This is a genomic window from Chitinophaga sp., from assembly GCF_035538455.1.
Classification (GTDB): domain Bacteria; phylum Bacteroidota; class Bacteroidia; order Chitinophagales; family Chitinophagaceae; genus Chitinophaga.
In genome coordinates this window covers 1-24,322 of record NZ_DATLKJ010000125.1, presented here as the reverse complement: position 1 = coordinate 24,322, position 24,322 = coordinate 1, and the positions used below count along the sequence as shown (strand labels likewise).

Sequence of the window (24,322 nt, the reverse complement as noted above, 5' to 3'; positions counted from 1 at the left end):
CTGATTATTTTGTCAGTGATAATCTTTCTGATTGCAGGGAGATAAAACGGTTACCTGAATTATAGCGAGCCACAATCTCTGCAAAGCGCTTAGCATGGGGGTAGCTCTTCCAGAACACTTCCTGCTTCATCCGCGCATCTTTAGACAAATATAGCCTTCCTCCATATTGCAGCACAATTTCATCCAGCTCATCGAGGAAAGCGAAGAGACCTTTGCGTACGGGGAAGTCGAGCGCCAGGGTGTATCCCTCCATTGGAAAGGAGATAAGGCTCTCCTGTTTTCCGAATACCTTGAGCACCGCCAGGAATGATCCCCAGCCTTTGTCGCTTATCCGCTTCAGAATAGCTACCAGGCCGTCTTTCTGTTCCAGCGGCAGCACAAACTGATATTGTACAAAGCCAGCCTTGCCATAGCCGCGGTTCCAGTGAAGGATGGCATCCAGCGGATAGAAGAAAGGTTCGTAAGGCACAACATTGTGTATTTCCCGCTTTATATTTTTCCCGTAGTAAAGCCAGTTAAAGGCTTTAACGGTCAGTGTGTTTAGTATGAAAGACGGAAGATTGAAGGGGACCGCCAGTTTTCGTTTAGGCGTTAATTTTAGTGGGGACGCTTGCTGCCGTGCATTCAGTTCATCCGGGTTTGCATGCTCACCAACGATCAGGATACTACGACCAAAAGAATCACCTTTCTGAAGGCAGTCGATCCACGCCATGGAATAGGTATAATGTTTATATTCTTCAAACAGGCGGATCACTTCTTCCAGGTTCTTAGCTTTGATCTGCGCTTGTTTGATATAGGCGGTGGATATTTTCTTCAGCCGGAATTTCACGCGGGTGATGACACCTGTGAGCCCCATACCTCCACAGGTAGCCCAGAAGAGATCGGCATGTAGCTCAGGAGAACAGCAGGTGACAGTGGCATCTCCGGTGATCACATCCATATCAATAATATGACCGGAGAAAGCGCCTTCCACGTGATGATTTTTGCCATGTACGTCTGAGGCTACGGCGCCGCCGACAGTAATAAATTTGGTGCCGGGGGTTACAGGAAGGAACCATCCTTTGGGAACGATAAGATCCAGTATCTGATCCAGGGTAACACCTGCCTGTGTTTCGAGGATGCCGTTGTCGGTATCAAGGTCCAGTATTTTATCGTACTTCAGCATGGAAATACTGTGCTCCCCAAGGGAAGCATCGCCATAGCAACGGCCGTTGCCGCGGGCAATGAGATGGGTATTCTCCCCGATAAACCGCCGGAGCTGATCTTCCTGCGTAAAGCTACTTTCCTCAGACACGATGGCGGGGTAGTTTCCCCAGTTTGCTAGCCGTTTCTGCATTATTCAAAAAAACTATTGTTAGTGGGCAAATAAATTATTACATAAAAACTCAGGACCCACAGGAGTATGGTTAATTGAATAAAACGGTCTTTATATAGGATCTTGGTGGGAGAAGCGGTATCGTTCTCCACGTAGGTTATCTGCAAATATCGCAATAATCCGCCAATTACAAAAAGTGTTGTGTAATAAAGACGGTAGGTATGAAAGCGTTCCTGTGTTTCGGGGGCCATTGTATACATGAGATATGCGACAATGATCACCGCAGAGACAAGGGATAACATCACATTCATGAAATCGAGGTTGTATCCTTTGGCGGCTTTCCTCATTTCCTGGCCGGAGTTCAATTTAATCAGCACGTCGTCGCGGCGCTTGGCGACCGCCATAAACAGGGCCAGCAGGAAAACCATGACCATCAGCCATTCCGACATTGCCACTTCTCCGGCCACACCGCCTGCTTTCACGCGTAGTACGAAGCCTGCAGCCAATATTATAATGTCGAGTATGGATACGATCTTCAATCCGAAGCAGTACAGGAGGTTGAGAATAAAGTAAATGCCCAGTACAAAGGCAAACTTCTGCTTCACCAGCAGGGCCAGCCCGAAGCCCACAATAATACACAATGCAAATAACACCAGTGCAGCACTGACCGATACTTTGCCGGAAGCCAGCGGGCGTTTACACTTCACCGGGTGCTTGCGGTCAGCTTCAATATCGCGGTAGTCATTGATAATATATATACTGCTGGCGGTAATACTGAAGGCGAAGAAAGCCAGAAGTACCTGTAATATTTTTTCTACATTGAAGAGATCCCCCGCAAAGAACAGGGGGATAAAAAGAAAGGTATTCTTAGCCCAGTGTTTCAGCCGCAGTAGTTTGATATATTCCATGGGGCGTAGTAAAAGTTGACGTCGCAAGTTACAATTTATTCAGTTACTTTTGGTTACACTTATATTGCTGTAATTTTTGTTTTTTTGCAGCCAATCCCAGTTATCATTTATGTCTACATTATCCCAACAGGGCCGTCGGTGGGCCATCTTAGAAATTGTCATTATTGTTGCGCTGGCGTTGGTGCCGTTGTTTGTAACGTTTCCTTACAGGGTAAACATATTTTTGTCGTGGGAAGGCGCCTACCGCATATCTTCCGGCCAGGTTCCTTTCAAAGATTTCGGAACGCCGCTGGGATACGGATTCTGGATCATACCTGCTATCTTTTTTAAGTTATTTGGTCCACAGTTGATAACGCTGGTAAAAGCCCAGGTGTTCATTAATATTATAGCCGGACTTGCATTTCGTTCCATTCTGAAAACATTACGTGTTTCTCCGGGTGTAAGACTGTTATCTGTGTTGGTGTTTGTATTATCTTATTCCTTTTTCAATTTCTGGCCCTGGTACAATCATACTGTCATCGTGTATGAATTGGTGGCGCTGGGTTTTCTGCTGGCGTCCTTTTTCAGTGAGAAGGCTGTGGGCCGCTATATCAGGATGGCATTGGCTGCCTTGTTTGTGTTTCTTTCCATCTTTACAAAACAGGATGGCGGAGGAATGGCATTAATGCTGTGCCTGGTGCTCGTTGCCTATAATAGCTTTGAAACGCGCCGTTGGCTGGACCTGCCAGTGTTCCTTGTTATGTTTGCTATCATTGCATGCATCTTTATTGTACCGTTGATGCCGGGTTTTGCTTACTGGTACAACCATGGTCAGCCTCCACATAACTCACGGTTAGCCTTGAATGATTTTACAGATGAGATCATGGGCAACTCCGACTGGATCAAGGGGTACCTTATGCTTGCTGTGTTATGCCTGGCAGCAGGTGTGAAGCAATGGCGTACATGGATACATGAGCGGAGGGAGGTATTGTTTGCGCTGCTCACACTTGGTATCCTCGGCGAAGCGGCTATTTTTCAAGTGACCAGCTATACGCCGCCGGATAACAATATTTTCTTCCACAGCTTTGCTTTTGCCTTCATTGCCAGCTGGCTGTGCAGCTTGCTGCCATTAAAGATTGATGGCGGTAAGTCTTTGCTGGCTGCAACAGTATTGGTCTTATTCTGGTGGTCCGGTACCTGGTGGAAATACATTGGCCGTTTTACCGATCGTTTATTCCCGGTGAAAGAGGTAACCTATACTCCCGGAGATATGAGTCATGAGAACGTGGTGTCGCGTCGTAACTTTATGCTGTCATCTGACACAACAGATGTGCCGGTCTCCAAATGGGTATTTGCAGACCAGCCAGTGTTCCATAAGATATATATGCCGCCTCAGACAGTGGAAGGCATTAATCGCCTACTGGCGTTACCGGTAGTAAAGGAAAAGAAGCAGGACATTAAAGTGCTGAATATGACGGAGCTGACGCCATTGGCAGCAGCGATGCCTTTCAAACTGGAAACGGGTCCTGATTACCCGTTGTGGTATCACCTGGGCGTAGGGATGTTCAACCGCCAGCTTGCCGCCTTCCGTGAAAAAGTGCAACAGCAGCATTACGATCTGGTACTGTATGAATATGCACCCTCCCTGAATAACTTTTTCCCTTTTGCACTAAGGGACGAGTTGAAACAACACTATCGGCAGGTGGATAGCTTCCTGGCTCCCAGGCGGCCAACCAATGCTATTATTGAAGTTTATGTAAAACATTAAATTTTTATATATTTTTGCTTGCAGCCGCTGTTATAAACAACTAAACCATAACTGGACACTATAAAAAAGGAACATGCAAGCAATTGTGCCAAGGGGCCGCTGGGAGAAACTACGTCATGTCGTAAGCAGGATCCCTGTGAAATATCTTTATCTCTTTTTCCTGCTGATGGCGGTGGTCATTTCTCTTCATTCATCATTAGTAGCGCATGATGAGAACGGTTGGACCCGCTACAATAATTTTCTGATATTCAAGAGTTCGTGGAAACACCTCATTGCGTATAAAGATCTTTACCTGCTTTATCCGGCGGAGTATTACGACCTATATAAGTACAGTCCTTCTTTTGCTCTTTGGATGGGTCTCTTCGCCTGGATGCCCGATGTACCTGCGTTGATAAGTTGGAATGTTATGAATGTGGTTTTTTTTATCTGGGCTATGCAGGTGGTGCCGGTACTGAAGGAAAGGAAGCCGCCGATGATGTTGTTTCTTGCGATTGAAATGATGATTGCGTTGACCAGCTCCCAGATCAATGTGATGATAGGGGGAGCGCTGGTGCTCGCCTGGCATTTCATGGAAAACAAAAAGGTCTGGGCTGCCACTTTGCTGGTGGTGATCACCATCTATATTAAAATCTTCGGTATCGTAGCGCTGTCATTATTCCTGCTGTACCCTGAGCGCTGGAAGGCGGCAGCGTATACTGTATTATGGACTTTACTTATTGGGTTGATGCCTTTACTGGTGGTTAGCTGGGACCAGATGCTGTTTCTTTACAAAAGCTGGGGGCGACTGTTGGGCAATGACTATTCCGTTTCCTATGGCGTTTCGGTGATGGGCTGGTGGCATACCTGGTTTAACATGCCTATCAATAAACAGGCATTTGTGCTCTCTGCTGCGGCCATATTTACGTTACCATTTATCCGTTTTCGTTATTACCGGGAGCCTTCTTTCCGGTTACAGATATTATGCTCCATTTTATTATGGGTGGTGATCTTCAATCATAAGGGAGAGTCGCCTACTTATATTCTGGCGATGATGGGAGTTGCCATTTGGTATTTCAGTCAGCCTCTGAAACCCATTAATACAATTCTCGTAGTGCTGACGCTTGTGTTCACTTCGTTCTCATCTACGGATCTTATTACACCCTATTGGATAGCCAGAACTTATATCGAGCCCTTTGCTGTAAAGGCTGTTTTTTGTTCTGTTGTGTGGCTGAAGATAATACTCGAATCCCTGCTGTTTCCGCCATTGATGCGTGAAGTGAAAATATATTGAATCTGCCTGTAGCAGCCGCTTAAAATACTATCAGTTATCGCCCCGGAACATATTTTCCCGGGGCGATTTTTATATTGTAACAGGTTGATTTTTAGATTCTTATTCCGATGTTGTTATAAGGTTTGTTTATGTTGATGAAATCATGAGTAATCACCTGTTTTTATTAACCGGTAAAATTAATTTAGCTGGTTAGTAATATGTTTTATATTTGTGTAAAACCCGGTGAAACGGGCGTTTATGTCAACACAAAAACCGATACAAACACTCCGGCTGGATGGAGGAATCCTGTGCCTTGATTTTGCCAATACAGTCAGCAACAGGATGAAGCCCGAGAATCATGATTACCTTTCAGGTTATAAAGATCTGCTTGTCTGGAGTGGTCATGCCGGGGCATTGTCTCCTAAAACTATTAACACCCTTGAACGGCTGGCCAAGGGATATCCGCAGAAAGCCGCTGCAGTATTTAACAGGAGTATACAGCTGAGGGAACTGATTGTACGGGTACTGGGCAGAGCCATGATTCAGAAACAAGCGGCGGCGGAAGATATGCAGCTGCTCAATACATTCGTTGCAGAGGCATATGCCAACATAGAGATCGGCTGGCAGCAATCAGAAGAACGGGGAGTCCTGCATTTCAATGCGCCAGCTCTGGAGCTGGTTAACTGGCTGCTCGTAAAATCACTGACAGACCTGTACACTTCGGAAAGGCTCAGGCAGGTAAAACAGTGTCCGGCTTGCGGTTGGCTGTTCCTCGACAAAAGCCGCAATGGTTCCCGCAGATGGTGCAACATGGCTACCTGCGGAGATGTCAATAAAGTCCAGCAATGGTATCAACGGAAACGAAAAGATCAATAGCTAAAAAGAATCAACATGACCGTGACAACTAAAACCGGAAACCCGCTTACCTCAAAAATGATCCTGTGTCTGCTGGCTGTGTATATTGTATGGGGATCCACCTACCTGGGGATGAAGATTGCCACCAGGGCAGTACCACCGTTTCTCATATCCGCCCTGCGCTTTCTGCTGGCAGGGAGTATCCTGTTGGCGATCGGATATTATAAAGAGAGAACGTGGCCTATGAAAAAGCAGCTGTTGTCTGCCTGCTTCGTGGGCGTATTACTGATAGGGATCGGGAATACCAGTGTGGCCCTCGCAGTACATTATATGCCGTCGGGGCTGGTGGCGCTTATTGTGGCGGCAATGCCGGCCTGGTTTGTTGGGCTTGACTGGGCCTTCTTCAGTAAAAAGAAGCCCGCGTTGCTTACAGTGGCTGGTATTGTGCTGGGTTTCGTTGGATTATTCATCCTCTTCAATCCCTTCTCCGCAAGAAACATAGATTCGTTTCCGTTATGGCCAGTAGGGATTGTAGCCTTCGGTAGTATCTGCTGGGCTACCGGTTCCCTGTTTGTGCAGCGGCTGCCAATGCCAACGCAAATGACGAGTACGGCTATTCAGATGCTGGCGGGCAGCATCTTTTCTTTTGCGGCGAGCGCCTTTCTGGAACCGGATGCCTGGGGAACGCTGGCAGGGATAACAGCAGAAACTACCACAGCTTATCTTTACCTGGTGTTCATTGGTTCTCTGGTTGGGTACACTTCTTACAGCTGGCTTACCCGTAATGCCCCCCCGCGACTTACCGCTACGTACGCCTATGTGAACCCGGTAGTAGCAATGTTGCTGGGTTGGGCCATCGGTAACGAAGCGGTGACGCCGCTGATAGGAATCGCTTCTGCTATTGTTATTGCCGGCGTGATACTGATGACACTTGGTAAGAAATAATATTCTGCATATGGAAAAACTGCAATGGGGATTTATCGGCTGTGGCAATGTCACCGAAGTAAAGAGTGGTCCGGCTTTCTGGCAGCCAGGCGTCAGTACCGTGGCGGCTGTCATGCGGCGCAACAGGCAGCTGGCGATGGAGTATGCCGCGAGGTTCGGAGTGGGGCGTTACTACGATGACGCTTATACGATGCTGGATGAGCGGGCCGCCAATGCAATTTACATAGCCACTCCGCCCGGCAGTCATGAAGAATATGCACTGGCCGCCATAGCCCGGGGATATCCTGTTTATATTGAAAAGCCGGTGGGAGCGGATGCTGCTGCTGCGCACCGTATAGCCAATGCCGTTAGCGAAAGTGGCGTGAAGGCTTCGGTGGCTCATTATCGTCGCAGGTTGCGCCCGTTTACCTGTGTCCGCGAACTATTGCAGGAAGGATTCATCGGAAAAGTGCATGCGATCCAGCTGCGTCTCTGGAAACATGTGTCTCTGGAGCAGGCTGGCTGGCGGGTGGACCCGGCACAATCAGGTGGAGGTATCTTTCATGACCTGGCTCCGCACCAGCTTGATATTATGCTCTGGCTTTTCGGTATGCCTCAGGCATGTAACGGGATGAGTACCGGACCTGATCCACGTATAGCCCAGACCGTTAGTGGACAGATATTGTTTGAGAATGATATCTTATTTAACGGTAGTTGGGACTTCAACGTTCCCGAAGAAGAAACGGCCGATGAGTGCATCATCACAGGAAGCAATGGCAGCATACATTTCAGCTTCTTTACCAACTTCGACCACGTAACGCTTCACAGCAATGGTCGTACACAAGCGTTCCGGTTTGACATACCTGCGCATGTGCAGGAGCCATTTATTCTGGATGTGATAAAATATTTCAGGGGCGAAGGCCCCAACCCTTGCAGCATTGCTGAAGCTGCTACAGGTATGGATATAATGGAAAAATTACTGGGCAGATATTAACCGTGCCCAGCTGCTGTTGAGATATTTACCTTCCTTTTACCCCCTGGAAACCTTATATTGCAATCTCACATAATCCAGGAATAGCCCTTTATCCGCTCCGGATAAACCCTGTTGATGAACCTCCGCCGCTTTAGCAGCATTTTACTGATTAATCCGGGTTCCGCTCTTTTGGGTGCATTATTTGTTTTTGTTGGTGCGTTCCCTTAGCGAGTAATTTGTTAATAGATATATAAACTGACTATGCGAAAAACCATTATTGTATCGAACAGGCTACCGGTGAAAATTACGGACAAGAACGGCGAACTTACACTGCAGACCAGTGAAGGCGGATTGGCTACCGGTTTGGGATCTATTTACAGAGATGGAAATAACATCTGGATAGGCTGGCCCGGAGAAGAAATAAGCGATCCAAAGGAACAGGAAAAGATTACGAAGCAATTACGGCAGTCTAACCTGATGCCGGTATTTCTTTCGCAGGAAGAGATCAACAACTATTATGAAGGCTTTTCCAATGAAACACTGTGGCCGGTTTTCCACTATATGGCCGTGTATGCGCGCTACGAACAGGTACACTGGGACACTTATTACGAGGTGAATAAAAAGTTCAGAGATATAATTTTGCAGGTTGCTGCAAAAGGGGATACGATCTGGATACATGATTACCAGTTACTACTATTGCCAGGAATGATCAGGGCAGAGATGCCAGATATATCTGTTGGCTTTTTTCAGCATATCCCTTTCCCTTCTTTTGAACTCTTCCGCCTGATACCGTGGAGGGCCGAGATTCTGGAAGGTATGCTGGGCGCCGATCTGATGGGATTTCATACTTATGACGATACCCGTCATTTCCTGGAAGCGGTGACGCGTATACTCCCTGTTACCACTGCAGCCAATGTGGTATCATATAACGATCGCTCAATTGTGGTGGAAACGTTCCCGATGGGAATTGACTACGACAAATATTCGTCCCTGGTTGGTACCCCCGCAGTACAACAACAGGTTCGGCAGCTGAAGGAGAACTTTCAGCAGGAACGCATGGTGCTGTCCATCGACCGGTTGGATTACAGCAAGGGCATCCTGCAGCGACTGGAAGCATTCGAACTGCTGCTGCAAATGTACCCGGAGTACCAGGGCAAGGTCATATTATACATGATCGTGGTGCCTTCAAGGGATACGGTACCTAAGTACAAAGAACTGCGTGACGACATCGACAAGCAGGTGGGTAATATTAATGCACGTTTCCGTACACTCAGCTGGCATCCGGTACAGTATTTCTACCGCTCTTACCCGGTAGAAGTATTGTCTGCACTCTATAGTTTTGCTGATATTGGTCTGGTAACACCCATGCGTGATGGTATGAACCTTGTCAGTAAAGAATATGTGGCCAGCAGGATTAATAATGACGGTGTACTGATCCTCAGTGAAATGGCTGGTGCATCTAAAGAACTGATTGATGCTATCATTGTAAACCCCAATAACATTGGCGCTATAGCCCGCGCCATAGTTGATGCCCTTAATATGCCGCTGGCGGAACAGGAACGAAGGATGAAGCAAATGCGTCAGGTCGTATCCAAATTCAACATACATCACTGGGTACAGCTGTTCATGACAAAACTCGAAGAAGTAAACCTGATGCAGCAAAATATGTTGGCACGTATGGTGAACCAGGAAACAGCGGTGCAACTAAGGCAAGAATACCGACAGGCAAACAAGCGGATTATCTTCCTCGACTATGATGGTACGCTGGTAGGTTTCCAGGCGAATATCGACCAGGCTTCACCTGACCCGGATCTGTACCAGCTGTTGCGCGACCTGGCTGCTCCTCCCGAAAATGATGTGGTGATGATCAGTGGCCGTAACCATGCAACATTAGGAGAATGGTTCGGGCACATGCCGCTGGATCTGATCGCTGAACACGGGGCATGGCAGAAGACAAAAGAAGGAGAGTGGTATCAGCTGCCCGGGCTTAGCGACAGCTGGAAGCAGGACCTGATACCTGTAATGGAGCAATTCACTGACCGCACGCCGGGGGCCTTCATAGAAGAAAAAAGTTACTCGCTGGTGTGGCACTACCGGAAAGTAGAATCTGGCCTCGGCGAGCTGCGTGCCAATGAGCTGGCAGATACGTTACGTTTTTATACTGCAGAACAAGGGTTACAGGTATTGCCCGGCGATAAGGTGATCGAGGTAAAAAATATTGAGATCAACAAGGGTAAAGCGGCGCTCAGCTGGCTGAATCATAAGAAGTATGATTTTATAATGGCGATGGGAGATGATGTGACGGATGAAGATATTTTTAAGTCGATGCCTTCCAATGCCTTTACTATTAAGATTGGCAGTCAGGTGTCAGCCGCACAGTATTACTTACGGAGTTATCATGAGGTAAGGCATTTGCTGAGGACGTTAACGCGAAAGTCTGAACTGTGATTCATGTGATTTTTGTGATTATCCTGATGAAAGAAGATGACGGTTGGACATTTGTTCACTCATCAGGATAATCACAAAAATCACGTGAATCACAGTCATAGAAATATAGGCATATCCAGTTTCATGGCTATACGATATGCTGCATTCATGAGGCCTACATGGCTGTATGCCTGGGGGAAGTTCCCCCACTGGCTGCCAGTTGAAGCTTCCACATCTTCACTGAACAGCAGCAGGTGGTTGGAGTACTGGAGCAGTCTTTCAAATTCACGCTGTGCTTCCTCCAGACGACCTACGCAAGCCAGCGCTTCTACATACCAGAAGGCGCAAACGAGGAAGGTAGTTTTCGGTTTACCGAAATCATCGGAGTGGAGGTAGCGGTAAAATAACCCTTCAGGTGTTTTCAGTTCTCGTTCCAGCGCAGCAAGGTGATCCCGTGCCCGTTCTGATGCCGGATCCAGATAGTTCATCATGATGAGCTGAAGGGTACTGGCGTCAAGATGCTGACTGCCAGCAGCGTTGGTATACACTTTTCTGACAGGATCGTAACAGCTTTCTATGTGTGCAGCTGCACGTTCTTTCAACTCAATAGCCTTTTGCACGAGGTCGTCATTGCCGATAGTACGCGCCATCTTTTCTGCGGCATTGCAGCCAGCCCACTGGAACAGGTTGGTATAACAGTGGATGTTGGCCATGTTCCTGAATTCCCATATGCCTGCATCTTTCTCATCTATCGTATGCTCAATTTTCTTCAACAGAAAATTGATCCATCTGTCTGAATCCTTTCTCTCTGAAAAAATAAACCGATGATCTGTATATAACGGAAGCATGGATATCAGCACCTGTCCGTAGATATCATTCTGTATGTGCTCATATGCCTGATTGCCAACGCGTACGGGTTGATTACCCATATATCCGGTGAGATGCGGTAATATATTTTCTACCAGCGTTTTCTGACCTGTAATGCCATACAATGGCTGATAACGGAAATCACTGGAGAAGGAAATATCGGTGATATATCCGAAGTACCGTTCCATCTCTTCAAAGTGGCCGATATGGTTTAGCGCCATTATCACATAATAGGTATCGCGCATCCAGCAGTACCGGTAATCCCAGTTGCGGCCGCTATCAGGGAACTCAGGCAGGCTGGTGGTACTGGCGGCAATGATCGCGCCGGTATCTTCATATTGGTGTATTTTCAGCGCAAGCGCAGCACGGATCACATATGTCTGAAAATAATTGGCAATGGATGAATGTTTGATCCAGGTGCGCCAATAGGTAATGGTTTCCCGCAGGAAGCGTTCAGCAGTGCTGGCTAGTGGGGCTTCCAGGGGATGACCATAGGTAAGTATGAGATACCTGGTATCGTTCAATACAAAAGATTCTTCGTCTATCAGGTAACTGATGGCAATGTTGGTGGTGAGCCTGATCCTTTCTTCACATCCTGTAAACTCCAGATGGGAACTACCTCTCAGCGGATGCAACTTCACTGCTCCATAATCACATACCGGAGTGCATTTTACTTTTATACGAGGAGAACCGTCCAGTGGTTCTATTTTCCGGATCAGCATCAGCGGTTTGAAGAAGCGTTCATACTGAAGGAAGCGCGGGGCAACATCAGTGACACGGTAACTGCCTTCGGAGGACGTAATTTCTGTACAGAGCACATTGGTGTTGTCAAGATAATATTGATGGGATGCATAATCACCTTCCGGAAGAATGGAAAATTCTCCGCCGTTCTTCTTGTCCAGCAATCCTCCAAAGATGAAGGTGCTGTCCATGCGGGGCCAGCAGAGCCAGTCTACATTTGTATTTCTGTTAATGTGCGCCAGGAAGCCGCAATTGCCGATAAGTCCAGTCTGATAGGTATGTCTTTCCATGTCGGTAATCTGTTTAATGGTTTACATTTTTTTCAGAAAATTGTTCATCAGGGGCAAATGCTGTTCCAAGTTTACTATTTTTAAGGATAAGCTTATATCATGATGCAGACATTGAAAAAGCAGCACTACCTGCCCCGGTTTATATCCCCGGTGCATGAGGGGGATAATGTAACTTATCTGCTGGCGGGAGATCTGGGGGGGACTAAAACTAACCTGGCATTGTTCCGCGCTGCAGAAGGAGTACTGGATGTAGTTCGTGAAAACACTTATGCATCACGTGACTATGCCAGCTTTGCAGAGATCATACAACATTTTATCAGCCAGGGAAGCGGGATGACGCCAAAGCGTATATGCATCGGCGTTGCCGGTCCGGTAGTGAAGGGAAAAGTGGAGCTGACCAATTTATCGAGAGAATTATCTGAAGACGAAATACGCCAGAGTACAGGTGTCAAGACCGTTGCCCTGATCAATGATCTGGAAGCCACCGCCTACGGCCTGGCCACACTGGCCCCCCAACAGCTTACCACTTTACACCGCGGCAGCACTGATAATTCCGGGAATATGGCGATCATAGCACCAGGAACGGGATTGGGTATGGCTGGCCTTTATTGGGATGGCAAGTATCATCATCCGTTCCCGACAGAAGGAGGACATGCGGACTTTGCGCCACGTACAGAGCTGGACATACAATTGCTGCGTTACTTACAGGAAAAATATGATATTGCCAGCTGGGAACGGGTAATATCGGGACCGGGCATCTATGCGATCTATCAATTCCTGCGGGACGTGAAGGGGCTGGAAGAACCAACAGAGCTGCGCGATGCAATCCATGCCGGCGACCCTGCGGCAGTGATCAGCAAAACAGCGATTGATGGTAAAATCACTATCTGCATCAGGACGATGGAGTTATTTGTGCGTTACCTCGCCCGCGAATCCTGCAACCTCGTATTAAAGATGAAAGCTACCGGCGGGTTATTCCTGGGAGGCGGTATTCCTCCAAAGATAGCTCCCTTGCTGGAGACAGGAGAATTTTACCATCAGTACCTCCAGAGCGACCGGATGGCTGAACTCCTGGCCAGTGTACCCATACATATTGTGAACAATGACAAGTCCGCATTGTGGGGAGCTGCTTACTACGCTGGCTTATTAGAAGATTAATCCTTACATTTACGCACGGGAAATGGTGTCTTCCTGATACAAACCGCTCTATAATAATGAGCTGATGGCGCCTACAAATAAAATGATGTATGGGACATCATTATTAACTGCTATTTGTAGGATATGAAACAATTCAAATCAAGACCGGAACAGATTACAGTGGCTTATGAGCTGCTACGTTGGACATTACTGGCGCTTCCTGTGGCATTAATCGCGGGATCGCTGGTCGCACTTTTTTTATGGCTGCTGGATGAGGCAACGCATTACCGCTGGGAACATCCCTGGTTGTTATACCTGTTGCCATTTGCCGGTGTGCTGATCTGGTGGTTATACAGATTGGGTGGCCGCAATGCAGAGAAGGGCAATAACCTGATCATGGAGGAGATACACCAACCGGGTGGTGGTGTGCCTGCGCGTATGGCGCCGCTGGTGCTGTTCACCACCATTGTTACACATCTTTTCGGTGGGTCCGCAGGTCGTGAGGGTACAGCAGTACAAATAGGAGGCAGTATTGCAGGGTGGATAGGCAGAACCCTGAATCTAACGCAAAAGGACGTACGAATTTTGTTGATGACGGGAATTGCTGCCGGCTTCGGTGCAGTGTTCGGCACGCCGTTGACAGGGGCGGTGTTTGCGTTGGAAGTACTGGCCATCGGCGCTATGCGTTATGATGCGCTGGTGCCATGTCTCATTGCAGCAGTGCTGGCGGATATTGTATGCAGTGCCTGGGGAATACACCATACTCATTACCAGATACTTTCAGCTGTTGCTGAAAGTACCGCAGGCATCCCCTTTGTACATACAGACTTGTTATTGCTGGTACAAGTGATACTTGCCGGGGGGGCATTCGGGCTGACGAGCTATCTTTTTTCATTACTGATGCATAGCATTAAACGTAACGCTGCTGCCTATATTAAAATTCCGTGGTTAATACCGGTAGTTGGCGGTATAATGATCATTGGGCTGTGTTATGTAAGCGGAACATACGATTACCTGGGCCTTGGCGTGAATACGGAGAGTGGGAGGGGGGCCAGCATCATCAATGCATTTCATGCAGATAGCGAGGTAAGTACCTGGAGCTGGCTTTGGAAACTGGTTTTCACAGCTGTAACACTCGGCATGGGATTCAAGGGAGGGGAGGTGACGCCATTGTTTTTTATGGGCGCCTCATTGGGGCATACGCTTGCATTACTATTAGGCGCACCGGTGGACCTGTTTGCAGGACTGGGTTTTATAGCCGTATTTGCAGGAGCTACCAATACACCCATCGCCTGCACATTAATGGGGGTTGAACTGTTTGGGACCTCCCATATACTTTATTTTGCGGTGGCCTGTTTTACGGCCTACTATTTCAGCGGGCACTCCGGTATTTATGGTGCTCAGCGCCTCGCCGTACCCAAATTCTCTCATAAAGGAGAGCTTTGAGCTTATTCATATCAAGCTTTTTGTTGTTTTGATAAATCATCCGGAATCGTTTAGATTGTGTTCCGGTTGCCAACGACCAGTTTTATATGTTTACCAGTTAAAGCCTATATACCGGCATATCTATATTCCACCACCAGATAGATGTTGTTACCATTGGCTGTTGTTATGCCCGTCACATAAGCGGTAACATCCTGATATGGATATATCCCTTACCTGGTATTCCATTACATAATTTAGTTCATTGTTAACAATTGTTGTCAGAATATGAAAAGATCCTATGCCATGAAAGCTCGTATTTTGTGCGTGCTGCTTTGCTGTGTGCAGATTGGTCTTGCCCAGGTGAAACCGCTTGGGCAGTCTATCCCCAGTCCAAATGCAGCGTCGCTGGGAACCTACGGTGAAGTGCCCGTGTCATTTTTTTCAGGTGTCCCTAATATCTCGATTCCCATTTTTGAAGTGAAAGGCCCGAAGTTGTCATTACCACTTTCCCTGAGTTATCATGCAGGTGGTAACAGGGTGGAGGCTCATCCTGGTTGGGTGGGGCTAGGCTGGAGTATCATTTCCGGCGGAGCCATTACCAGGACTGTGAAGGGCTCTTTTGATGAGCAACACCTGGAGAACATACCTCGCGGTACTACCGGTTATTACTTCAACAAAGGTACACTGAACAGTGCAGACTGGGCGTCAGATATTGCAATGAAATCTTATCCTATTACAGAAACGCTCGATGAAGAGCCGGATGAATTTGTATTTAATTTTCTCGGATTTTCAGGTAAATTTTTCCTCGATGAAAAAGGTAAATGGCAGATACAAGGAAACCGCGCGCTGAAGATTGCGTTTAATAATGAGTTTATAGATCCGTATGTAGTAACACAGCCGGTATATGTAGTGGAAACAAATGTGATGTCGAAATCCTTCAAGCAGTTCACCATTACAGACGAATACGGCAATCAGTATATCTTTGGCGGTGCGAGTGCCATTGAATACAATGATGAAATTGCTCCCAATAAAAGAGATTACAGAAATGGTATCGGGCATATGGCAGCCACGTGGTATCTCAGTAAGATCATCAGCGCCAACGGCGAGGATGTAATAGATCTTACTTACGAACGGGGACCGTTTATAAGTAGTCTGTATCTCAATAACATCAATACCAATCTGTCAGGTGTGGGAGGCGGTTTCTTTGATATTTCCTGCGACGCTTTTTCCTACAGTTCTTTTCCTAATGGGAGAATCATCTCGCCGGTATATCTCCGTAAAATAGAAAACAAGAGTTTCCGGATAGACTTCAATATGTCGAAGAGCGATGAGTATACTTATCCGTCAGTATATTATTCCAATATCAGCCGGAAGTTCTATGGAGCAGCAGATACAGATTATTACCTGGAAATGCTACAGGCGACAGGAGATATTCCTTATTATATAACACACAGCCTGGAAAATCAGAAGTACAAAAACTTCGTCTGGCTGAAACTGGACAGCATCAACATCACAGAAAAGAACAACGCCAAAACCTACGAGTCAGTTCTCTTCAATTACAATAATAATCCGCTTAAACGACTGGAACTGAATAGCCTGTCATTCAAGGATAACCTCAACGGAAGGACGAGAGATTACAGCTTCGGGTACAATAGTACTGAAATGCCCAATTATCTTGAGGGAATGGGCGACCATTGGGGATTCCACAACGGCGCACAAAATCCTGCCGGTGTAAGTAATGTGAATTACCAGACTGCCAAAAACCCCAATATAGATTATGTAAAGGCCAGGATACTGGAGACGATTAATTATCCAACCGGAGGAAAAACAAGTTTCTATTATGAGATGAATAAGTATACGAAGGTTGTTTCCAATGACCGGATTTCATTGACTAGTCTCACCGGAGACGGCGGTGGTCTGCGCATTGCGAAGATTGTAAGCTCAGATGAAGCGGGTAAAACGAAAGAAAAAGAATACTACTACGTGACCGGCTATGCGGCGGGTGTTTCTCCTGCAACCCTGCCGGGCAGCGGTATACTGGATGTAAAGCCGCAGTACGGGTTTGCCGTGAGTGGCAAGGATAATAACGGAATGGATTTCACCTATTCCATTTATACACCAAATACTATTATTCCTGTATCGCTGAATACCTCCGGACTAGCGGTAGGCTATTCAGAAGTGGTGGAAAAAGAAAAAGACGGTGGCTATACGATCTATAAGTTTACCAATCATGACAATGGTTATAAGGATATTCCAACAATTAATTCCTATAACCGTCAGAATGTTCCCTATGTGCCTTTCACATCGCTGGACTTCAAAAGAGGTCAGTTGCTGGAACAGGCGGTTTACAATAATACCGGTAAGTTGTTGCAGAAAAATGCCAGTGAGTATGCGGTAGTAGGTGATCCGGCAACAGAGTTTGCAAAAGCTGTAAACGGTACCCGGTTTGATGTGTGCAAGAGCCAGGATGGCCGATTTGCCACTACCAAGGCTGCCTATTCACTGGTATATTATGGGTTCTACCCCTCCAGGCAAACTACTACTTTGTATGATCAGGCGTTGAATACTTATGTTACAACTGTGAAGGATCTTACCTATAATAACAGCTACAGGGTGGTAATAGCAACAGAGGAGCAGAACAGTGAAGGTAAAATTAAAAGAACAGAACTTTATTATCCGTTTGATTTTTCGTCTGCCGATGCATCCAATGTACACAACAAAATGCTGACGGCATACCAGATCAACTATCCGGTAGAACAACGCAGTCTTCTCCGATCTGGTACACAGACCTTTGTAACGGGCGGCGTATTGAACACCTACACCGAACTGAGCACCGGCAAAATTGTACACAGTACAGCCCATGTGCTGGAAACCGCGGATCCTATACCTGCAGGCAGTTTTGTGAAAACGACTTATAATATCGGGCTACAGAAAGATGCCAGGTACGTATTGAGGACTTCCCAGGTGTATGACCTTCCTGGTCTTAACCTGAGAACATTAACTACAAACGGCGGCCAGCGTGAAAGTTATATATGGGGATATAATAATTCGTTGCCCATAGCTATCAGTATCAATGCAGATAGCAATGACATTGCCTACACCAGTTTTGAATACGACAGTGATAATGGCCGTTGGCTGGCGCCGTCGACTGCCCGCGTAGCTGATGGAATCACTGGCAGAAAAGCGTATAGCCTTACCAGTGGTGTGATTAAAACTCCGGCGATAGCAGCCCGTAAATACATTGTATCCTGCTGGGCTAAGAATGGGGTACCACAGGTGAATGGTGCAAGTCCGGCTACTACCGGAGTCACAGGCAATAACAGCTGGAAATACTACCAATATGAAGTGAGTAATGTCACGGAGATCACAGTTAGCGGTACAGGACTGATTGATGAGTTAAAGATGTACCCGCGTGATGGGCAGATAACAACTTATACGATTGATCCTTACCAGGGCATTACCAGTAAATGTGATGTCAACAACCAGATCGTGACCTATGAATATGACGGTTTTGCGCGGTTACGAGTGATCCGTGATGTGCAGGGAAAAATACTCAAGGTTATTGATTACAAATACAAAGTGCTCGATACAAGTGATCCTTTATGGAAAGCAACAGGCAACTCAAGATGCCAGCTGAGTGCTGCCGGATACAATACGGGGCGTGTGGAGCTGGAACAGAAAGATCTCAACCCAGCCAGCGCTACTTATAATACTGTTAAGTGGGTTGATGGAGGAGTGAGCGCAGGTTGCCCGCTTGAAAAATGGACGGATACTGGTGTTAAACGCTGTAAGAAAGACGCCAGTAATCAGAATACCGGTGAGGAAGAGAAAGAGCAAAAAGATATGAACCCGTTGAGTCCGACCTACAACACAACAAGATGGATCAATCTCGGGATTACCAATAACTGTCCGGCTCCATCGGTAATTGTGGCCAGTGTTGAAGAGCGGGAATTAAGCGTTATAGATGAAACGGAACACTACCAGCGTACGGCCAATATCTATATTGTATTACGGGACCTCCAGGGCAATAAGGTGAATGCCAATAACATTACCGTAAACTACGAGGAAGTATACGACTCCAATAAAAAGGTAACCACAACGAATCGATCTGTAACGTTTAGCGGCAGCGAGGTGTTGATTAAATCAGGAGTGGTGTCTGAATGGTTCTTTAATGCCCAGGGAACGCCTTATGATTATTTCAGTTATACTCATAACATTTTACCAGGAACGGGGTACCGAAAATAATCTTGGACTCAAACTAATTTTCAAACAGGCAAGCCGCAGCGGTTATCGCTGCGGCTTTTTTATTAGCCTCGCTGATATATGGAACTTAATCCATTAGGCTATAAATTCTTATACTTAACAGATTTTTATTATCTCATAATTAATATTATGTTAAATATATAAACTCCCTAGAAGGAATAGAATATGATTATCCAGTCCTCCTTTCCACCTGAAATAACAACTTATTCGCTCTTTAATAGCTGCCAATCTCTTTTAAATATTTATATAGTGCTGCTGGCTTTTGGGTATAAGCCGCAAATCTTGCTTTCATCAGGTACATATTTTTAAGATAAACCGGGTTTCCCAGTACCTCATCTATTGATTCTCCGATGTGTGATGCATTGTCTTTATAGAAGTCTCCACGTTTTCCGATCATATGGCTCTCCACTCTGGCGGCTACACCTGGTTGATCAGCCATATTGGGATAAACAATAACGGGTACACCAAAGTGAATTGCTTCCTTGATGCTATTGCTACCCCCATGATTGATGAACAGATCGGCCTTTGACAATATTTTTAACTGCGGAACGGTGATAAACAGGTACACATTCCCTGGAATATCTTTAAAATCAGCCGGACGGAGTCCCTCGCCCAGTGCTGCTATTAAAGTATATTCCGGGCGATCTCGCATAGCCTGTATCAGCTGGTCGAAAAAGCGGGTTTTTATATTGATGTCATCATTGAATGAAATAGTACTAAGCGTACATAAGATAAGCTTATCCTGAATGTCAATAGTATGGAGATCAATCGGTGCTTCTTCTCTTGCAGCATCCACACAGGGACCTATATAATATACATTGGTCCTTAGTGGCGCTTTCCTTTTAAACTCAAACTCCTTCCCAAAGAGAACCAACTCAGGTACCGATTTGAAATGCACGTCGAAATAAACATACCGTGGCGCCCACTCTCCTTTCACCGGAAAATTACAGAGCTGCGATAGCCGCCGCATCATGGTATAAAGAGAGGCACCATATACCCATCTTTCTTTTAACGACCACAAAGTGTATCTGATAAACTGCCGGCACCATACCAAAATGGTTTTGTTGAACAGGACATTTTCATTTTCCTCAATAAGGCCGCTGGTATACGGCGGTACCATTCTGTCCGGATCAAGTAAGGGATAAGGTGATAAAGCGAATATGGTTTTACAATATGGATAAAATGCCGGATAATAAAACAGCATAAACGGATCAAAAAACAGGATGTCCGGGCGGACATCGCGGCATAGCCGCTGGATATCACTAACCACCTCCGGAAAACGTGCCATGATCTCTTTATTCTTCATCCGTTCTTTCAGGACACCGCGGAAATTCATTCCTGTAAATTTCCGGTCTATCCCAAAGGGAGTACTAATAATGTCCAGATAGGGTGTAGACAAAAAACTAAATCCGTTTCTGCGCGCAGCATTTTCATGTACAGGTGATCCGGCGATATAAATCTCTACACCTTTCCTGCGAAGAGCTGCAGCCAGACCAGCTACAGAATTAAAATGCCCTACATATGCAGACACAATGAATAAAACGGAAACTGGCATTGATATAAGATTAAAAATATCTCATTATTCAACTCTGATCGGATAAGTACATCGATAGAAATATCTTAATAGCTGACAACCGATCGTTGTGGCGACCGGAGTTTTTTCTCGGCCCAGGCTGCAATCTTTTTTGCAATGTCTGGTTTATTAAACAGCGCATGGGCTTCTATTTCAAAGATGGCCCTGTGAATACGATAACAGGTAACCCGCTCCTCAAAGAAGGGCTCCAGCCTGCCAACTCGCTCTGATGCCTTTTTCCATAAAGATGTATAAGGTACATGCTCTTCCTCCCAGGGAGTTTCCATTGTTACAATATCATACAGCGGGTCGCCAAGGCTCATTTCTGCCCAATCCAGAACGGCGGCTATTTTTCCTGATTGTATAAGCAGATTGCCATTGCGAAAATCACCATGCAACACGCATTTTCGCTCCGGTAAAAATGCCAGAAATGAGAACATATGTGCCCTGAGCTGCCCCAGCAGGTTCTCGTAAGGAGTCATACAGGAAAGATCAGCAGTAGCATTTAACGTGGTCTTCTCTTCAGACGGTGCAGTCAGAAAATCGGTCCAGCTGGCAAATCTGCCTGTTCCCTGGGCGTTGGTAAGTCCCCAGCCTGGATATTCGTCCGTGCATAAGCCGTGTATCTTTTCCAGGCTATGCAATAGTTGTGGAACTAACTTCAGCTCGCCCTTGACACCATAGCGTTTCCTGATCTGATGAAGTGTGTAGCCCTGTTGAAAATCCGTAATACAGTAAAACAAATCTTCGGAGAAGTTTCCAATCCCCCTTACTACAGGAACAGGTATTTTCGGGCTGTTAAAACGGACTGCCGCTAACTGGTCTTTTTCAAAATCCGTTTTAAAGGAATTTATACGAAATACATAGGTGCTGTTATTGAAAGTAAACTTATATGCATCCGAAAACCATCCACTGCCTATCCATTTCACCTCCCTGGCGTTTATATAATATCGTTGCAGAAAATCCTTCAGTATTTTCAATTGATATGTTTTCATAGCAACTGTATTTTGTTGTTATAGACACCACTGTAAACTTCATAATTGATGAATTTAAGACAGGAGACCATATCAGTGGGTTTTCTTACCAGTAACACACGACCATCCGGTGTGGGCAAAGTACACTCCCGTAAGTTCAATATTTTTTACGTGGAAAACTGGCATTTTCCTGCCTTCTTTAGCACCAAAAACGAAGGCACCTCACTCTACTAAGCGCTATCAGCATGATTTTACCTAAAAAAAGCACGTTCTTACCAAGGCTTTCAGGAATTAAAAAATATACTTGCAGACAACTGTTCTCTTTTTAATTCACGCTTCAACAGAACTATCATGACCATAAACATGCTAAAGTCAAAGATCCATATTGCAACCATTACAGAGGCTCATCTGCAATATGTAGGCAGCATTACCATCGACGAAGACCTGATGGATGCCGCCGGGTTAATCCAGTATCAGCAGGTACTTGTAGTGGACGTAAACAATGCTGCACGGTTCGAAACATATGTAATTACCGGCAAACGCGGCTCCGGCGTGATCTGCCTCAACGGACCGTCAGCCAGGTTATGTGCGGTAGGTGACAAGGTGATTATTATGTCCTTTGCAGCGATGAGTCCTGAAGAAGCCCAACACCATCATCCTGTGGCGGTATTTCCGGATGAGTATAACAAGGTCAAAAGTGTCCCCCGCAATGTCTTATTTCAAGAGAGTATAATGCATGATAATGAAAAGTAATCGGGCATCAATGCCAATGCTCATTAAACTTTACACATACTCCGACCCCTATAACCTGCTTAATCTGCATACGAGCCCCGGTGGTGCCGGTCTTTTCGTCTGTGACAACATGGACATTATCATCGTATATCAGATCAAAGGTTAAGATAACAGCGATTAGTTTATTGATATTACATTCGAGCAGGTTAGTAAAAAATATATCGATATTTTCCGGATGATTTCTGTAGTCTGAGAAAAAATCTATTCGTCCGCGATAACTGATATTTTTCACGATCTTTTTGTAATAGTTGATTGCGATGTACGCCCCCAACTCATACCGTACATGTTTACCGGTATCCAAACCATAATTGCCCAGGCCAGACAAATACTTATCCATCACCATAATAAAACGGCCGGTACATGGCGAAAAAAGCACTGACAGGGCACTGTCATATTTATAGTCTATACCAGGCGATATCAGCAAATATGCTGGTGAAAAGAAACTGGAAGTAAAAATGGCTGCAGAGTCTTTCGGATATTGGTATCCCTTTGCAAACTGCGTCCGCAGGTTTACCAACAGACTCCCATACCATCTAAGGTTTATCCTGTGGCCATATTTAGACGAAAGATCAATCCTGTCATCGCTTTTCCTGCTTCCCAAAGAGGTCGAATTAACAATGCCGTAAGCCAGGTCTGCAATATTCAACCATTGTACTTTGTCTTTTTTATAGATGGCAAAAATCTGGCAGTTTCCTCCCAGGGCCATTGAAAACTTATCACCACCGGCAGCCCAGTTATTTAATGAGGTCTGATTGATCGTCAGATTGCCGGAAATACCCCTTCTCCATTTCCGCATGAGCGTGTCTGCGTCACTCAGGTCCATTTTCTTCTGGGCTTCTTCTCTAAACAACCGGATACTATCTACCTGTGCCTGTAATTCGGTCACCGGGAGTAACATCGACCAGATGATCAATAATGTTTTCATAGTGCGTATTTCGTCAGTAATCCGGTATAAAGAGGATCACGCAGCAAGGGTGGCCGTCTTGCAGTGACCCAGGCAGGCTGATTAACCTGTCGCTTATCTACAATAATTGAAAATGTTTTAGCGCTGTATAATCTCTGATAAATAATAGTGATGTTATTGGGGTTTCCATATCAGTTTCAATCTAATTTACTTAATTTTTTTGCAGCTTATTCATTCAAAATCGAAATGAATAAAATGAATACCTGAAACAGGCGTCATTCTGGTAATTTCATGAAAAAAATTGTCCAAATACAGGAAAATAGCTACCAGTAAAGCTTCTACATCTTCATATTTTATACCTTTACAAACGGTATCCATATCTATATTGTTTTACATTCTCAGGTAACCATTACAAACGGGTTTCAGTAAGCCTACACAACAACTTAAATCTGAACATCACAATTGAACTATGATAAATAGTACTACACCCCCTTTTTTACTTTTCTACTAAAAACACTCCATCATGAAATCACTTTCCGAAATTGGGAATTACGTTATCAACTATCTGCTTACCACAGGGCCATCCGTATTGCTGGCGATCGCCACACTATTTGCGGGATTGTACATTATCCGAAAAACAACACGGTTTATTGAGAACAAGATATTAAAACGGAACATCGAGGCTAGCCTCGCTTATTTTATGTCCAGCTTTTTACGTTTTATATTGGTGGGGTTGTTATTGATCACCGTTGCATCGATGCTGGGTATTGCAACCTCTTCCTTCGTAGCAGTGCTGGGAGCTGCAGGTCTGGCAGTTGGTCTGGCCCTACAGGGCAGCCTGTCCAATTTCGCGGGCGGGATGATCATCCTGTTTTTTAAACCATTTAAGGTGGGCGAATATATTACAACAGATGGTAAGGAAGGGTTTGTTGAACAGATCGATATCCTTAATACCACT

Annotated in this window: 18 protein-coding genes and 1 riboswitch; of the genes, 12 read left to right on the top strand and 6 right to left on the bottom strand. The window is 45.7% G+C overall.

Annotated features, from left to right (window positions below):
• Positions 1 to 4 precede the first annotated feature (4 nt).
• The gene (locus tag VM802_RS14940) at positions 5 to 1,336 is read right to left on the bottom strand and encodes an FAD-binding oxidoreductase (protein ID WP_325531835.1); all 1,332 of its coding nucleotides are present in this window, start codon (positions 1,334 to 1,336) and stop codon (positions 5 to 7) included.
• Positions 1,336 to 2,223: a decaprenyl-phosphate phosphoribosyltransferase gene (locus tag VM802_RS14935; RefSeq protein ID WP_325531833.1), complete on the bottom strand. Its 888-nt coding sequence runs from the start codon at positions 2,221 to 2,223 to the stop codon at positions 1,336 to 1,338. Before VM802_RS14935 ends, VM802_RS14940 begins: the two co-directional genes overlap by 1 nt.
• A gap of 109 nt (positions 2,224 to 2,332) precedes the next feature.
• Between VM802_RS14935 and VM802_RS14930 the strand changes: the two genes are divergently transcribed.
• From VM802_RS14930 to VM802_RS14905, 6 genes are all read left to right on the top strand, one after another.
• A complete protein-coding gene (locus VM802_RS14930; protein ID WP_325531831.1) occupies positions 2,333 to 3,970 on the top strand; it encodes a hypothetical protein in 1,638 nt (545 codons plus the stop codon).
• A 73-nt stretch (positions 3,971 to 4,043) separates the two neighbouring features.
• Positions 4,044 to 5,240, top strand: a complete 1,197-nt coding sequence (locus VM802_RS14925) for a glycosyltransferase family 87 protein (protein WP_325531829.1) — start codon at positions 4,044 to 4,046, stop codon at positions 5,238 to 5,240.
• A gap of 237 nt (positions 5,241 to 5,477) precedes the next feature.
• The gene (locus tag VM802_RS14920) at positions 5,478 to 6,095 is read left to right on the top strand and encodes a CGNR zinc finger domain-containing protein (protein WP_325531827.1); all 618 of its coding nucleotides are present in this window, start codon (positions 5,478 to 5,480) and stop codon (positions 6,093 to 6,095) included.
• Between the two features lie 15 nt (positions 6,096 to 6,110).
• The gene (locus VM802_RS14915; protein ID WP_325531825.1) at positions 6,111 to 7,019 is read left to right on the top strand and encodes an EamA family transporter; all 909 of its coding nucleotides are present in this window, start codon (positions 6,111 to 6,113) and stop codon (positions 7,017 to 7,019) included.
• A gap of 10 nt (positions 7,020 to 7,029) precedes the next feature.
• Positions 7,030 to 7,992 carry a Gfo/Idh/MocA family protein gene (locus VM802_RS14910; RefSeq protein ID WP_325531823.1) on the top strand — a complete coding sequence of 321 codons (963 nt, stop codon included), beginning with the start codon at positions 7,030 to 7,032 and terminating at the stop codon, positions 7,990 to 7,992.
• Positions 7,993 to 8,232: 240 nt separating this feature from the next.
• Positions 8,233 to 10,419 (top strand): bifunctional alpha,alpha-trehalose-phosphate synthase (UDP-forming)/trehalose-phosphatase, encoded by a 2,187-nt coding sequence (locus tag VM802_RS14905; RefSeq protein WP_325531821.1) that lies wholly within the window; start codon positions 8,233 to 8,235, stop codon positions 10,417 to 10,419.
• Between the two features lie 95 nt (positions 10,420 to 10,514).
• On the opposite strand, the gene VM802_RS14900 is transcribed toward VM802_RS14905, so the two are convergent.
• Entirely contained in the window at positions 10,515 to 12,296 is a 1,782-nt protein-coding gene (locus VM802_RS14900; protein WP_325531820.1) for a glycoside hydrolase family 15 protein, read from the bottom strand.
• Positions 12,297 to 12,395: 99 nt separating this feature from the next.
• Between VM802_RS14900 and glk the strand changes: the two genes are divergently transcribed.
• The 3 genes from glk to VM802_RS14885 all read left to right on the top strand — a co-directional run bounded on the left by glk (position 12,396) and on the right by VM802_RS14885 (position 19,103).
• The gene (glk, locus tag VM802_RS14895) at positions 12,396 to 13,454 is read left to right on the top strand and encodes a glucokinase (RefSeq protein WP_325531818.1); all 1,059 of its coding nucleotides are present in this window, start codon (positions 12,396 to 12,398) and stop codon (positions 13,452 to 13,454) included.
• 9 nt (positions 13,455 to 13,463) lie between these two features.
• Positions 13,464 to 13,535, top strand: a riboswitch (Fluoride riboswitch).
• 42 nt (positions 13,536 to 13,577) lie between these two features.
• Positions 13,578 to 14,879 (top strand): chloride channel protein, encoded by a 1,302-nt coding sequence (locus tag VM802_RS14890; RefSeq protein WP_325531816.1) that lies wholly within the window; start codon positions 13,578 to 13,580, stop codon positions 14,877 to 14,879.
• Between the two features lie 282 nt (positions 14,880 to 15,161).
• Positions 15,162 to 19,103 (top strand): RHS repeat domain-containing protein, encoded by a 3,942-nt coding sequence (locus VM802_RS14885; protein ID WP_325531814.1) that lies wholly within the window; start codon positions 15,162 to 15,164, stop codon positions 19,101 to 19,103.
• 232 nt (positions 19,104 to 19,335) lie between these two features.
• Here the strand turns inward: VM802_RS14885 and VM802_RS14880 are convergent, their stop codons facing one another.
• Positions 19,336 to 20,676 carry a nucleotide disphospho-sugar-binding domain-containing protein gene (locus VM802_RS14880; RefSeq protein ID WP_325531812.1) on the bottom strand — a complete coding sequence of 447 codons (1,341 nt, stop codon included), beginning with the start codon at positions 20,674 to 20,676 and terminating at the stop codon, positions 19,336 to 19,338.
• Positions 20,677 to 20,741: 65 nt separating this feature from the next.
• Positions 20,742 to 21,689 carry a phosphotransferase family protein gene (locus tag VM802_RS14875; protein ID WP_325531810.1) on the bottom strand — a complete coding sequence of 316 codons (948 nt, stop codon included), beginning with the start codon at positions 21,687 to 21,689 and terminating at the stop codon, positions 20,742 to 20,744.
• Between the two features lie 48 nt (positions 21,690 to 21,737).
• Here VM802_RS14875 and VM802_RS14870 point away from each other — a divergent pair, with 48 nt between their 5' ends.
• Together VM802_RS14870 and panD are read left to right on the top strand one after the other, a co-directional pair.
• Positions 21,738 to 21,902, top strand: coding sequence for a hypothetical protein (locus tag VM802_RS14870; protein ID WP_325531808.1), 165 nt, complete (start codon positions 21,738 to 21,740; stop codon positions 21,900 to 21,902).
• Between the two features lie 117 nt (positions 21,903 to 22,019).
• Positions 22,020 to 22,421 (top strand): aspartate 1-decarboxylase, encoded by a 402-nt coding sequence (gene panD, locus VM802_RS14865; RefSeq protein ID WP_325531806.1) that lies wholly within the window; start codon positions 22,020 to 22,022, stop codon positions 22,419 to 22,421.
• A gap of 7 nt (positions 22,422 to 22,428) precedes the next feature.
• Here the strand turns inward: panD and VM802_RS14860 are convergent, their stop codons facing one another.
• A complete protein-coding gene (locus tag VM802_RS14860) occupies positions 22,429 to 23,385 on the bottom strand; it encodes a DUF3078 domain-containing protein (protein WP_325531804.1) in 957 nt (318 codons plus the stop codon).
• A gap of 502 nt (positions 23,386 to 23,887) precedes the next feature.
• Here VM802_RS14860 and VM802_RS14855 point away from each other — a divergent pair.
• A partial coding sequence (locus VM802_RS14855; protein ID WP_325531802.1) for a mechanosensitive ion channel family protein occupies positions 23,888 to 24,322 on the top strand: 435 nt, incomplete at its 3' end.

What these genes read in the sequence shown, in the direction of transcription:
- VM802_RS14915 (WP_325531825.1), top strand. Translation starts at nt 6,111, where the DNA reads ATGACCGTGACAACTAAAACCGGAAACCCGCTTACCTCAAAAATGATC.
- panD (WP_325531806.1), top strand. Translation starts at nt 22,020, where the DNA reads ATGACCATAAACATGCTAAAGTCAAAGATCCATATTGCAACCATTACA.
- VM802_RS14930 (WP_325531831.1), top strand. Translation starts at nt 2,333, where the DNA reads ATGTCTACATTATCCCAACAGGGCCGTCGGTGGGCCATCTTAGAAATT.
- VM802_RS14940 (WP_325531835.1), bottom strand. Translation starts at nt 1,336, where the DNA reads ATGCAGAAACGGCTAGCAAACTGGGGAAACTACCCCGCCATCGTGTCT.
- VM802_RS14920 (WP_325531827.1), top strand. Translation starts at nt 5,478, where the DNA reads ATGTCAACACAAAAACCGATACAAACACTCCGGCTGGATGGAGGAATC.
- VM802_RS14875 (WP_325531810.1), bottom strand. Translation starts at nt 21,689, where the DNA reads ATGAAAACATATCAATTGAAAATACTGAAGGATTTTCTGCAACGATAT.
- VM802_RS14925 (WP_325531829.1), top strand. Translation starts at nt 4,044, where the DNA reads ATGCAAGCAATTGTGCCAAGGGGCCGCTGGGAGAAACTACGTCATGTC.
- VM802_RS14905 (WP_325531821.1), top strand. Translation starts at nt 8,233, where the DNA reads ATGCGAAAAACCATTATTGTATCGAACAGGCTACCGGTGAAAATTACG.
- glk (WP_325531818.1), top strand. Translation starts at nt 12,396, where the DNA reads ATGATGCAGACATTGAAAAAGCAGCACTACCTGCCCCGGTTTATATCC.
- VM802_RS14880 (WP_325531812.1), bottom strand. Translation starts at nt 20,676, where the DNA reads ATGCCAGTTTCCGTTTTATTCATTGTGTCTGCATATGTAGGGCATTTT.
- VM802_RS14870 (WP_325531808.1), top strand. Translation starts at nt 21,738, where the DNA reads ATGAATTTAAGACAGGAGACCATATCAGTGGGTTTTCTTACCAGTAAC.
- VM802_RS14900 (WP_325531820.1), bottom strand. Translation starts at nt 12,296, where the DNA reads ATGGAAAGACATACCTATCAGACTGGACTTATCGGCAATTGCGGCTTC.
- VM802_RS14935 (WP_325531833.1), bottom strand. Translation starts at nt 2,223, where the DNA reads ATGGAATATATCAAACTACTGCGGCTGAAACACTGGGCTAAGAATACC.
- VM802_RS14860 (WP_325531804.1), bottom strand. Translation starts at nt 23,385, where the DNA reads ATGAAAACATTATTGATCATCTGGTCGATGTTACTCCCGGTGACCGAA.
- VM802_RS14885 (WP_325531814.1), top strand. Translation starts at nt 15,162, where the DNA reads ATGAAAGCTCGTATTTTGTGCGTGCTGCTTTGCTGTGTGCAGATTGGT.
- VM802_RS14890 (WP_325531816.1), top strand. Translation starts at nt 13,578, where the DNA reads ATGAAACAATTCAAATCAAGACCGGAACAGATTACAGTGGCTTATGAG.
- VM802_RS14910 (WP_325531823.1), top strand. Translation starts at nt 7,030, where the DNA reads ATGGAAAAACTGCAATGGGGATTTATCGGCTGTGGCAATGTCACCGAA.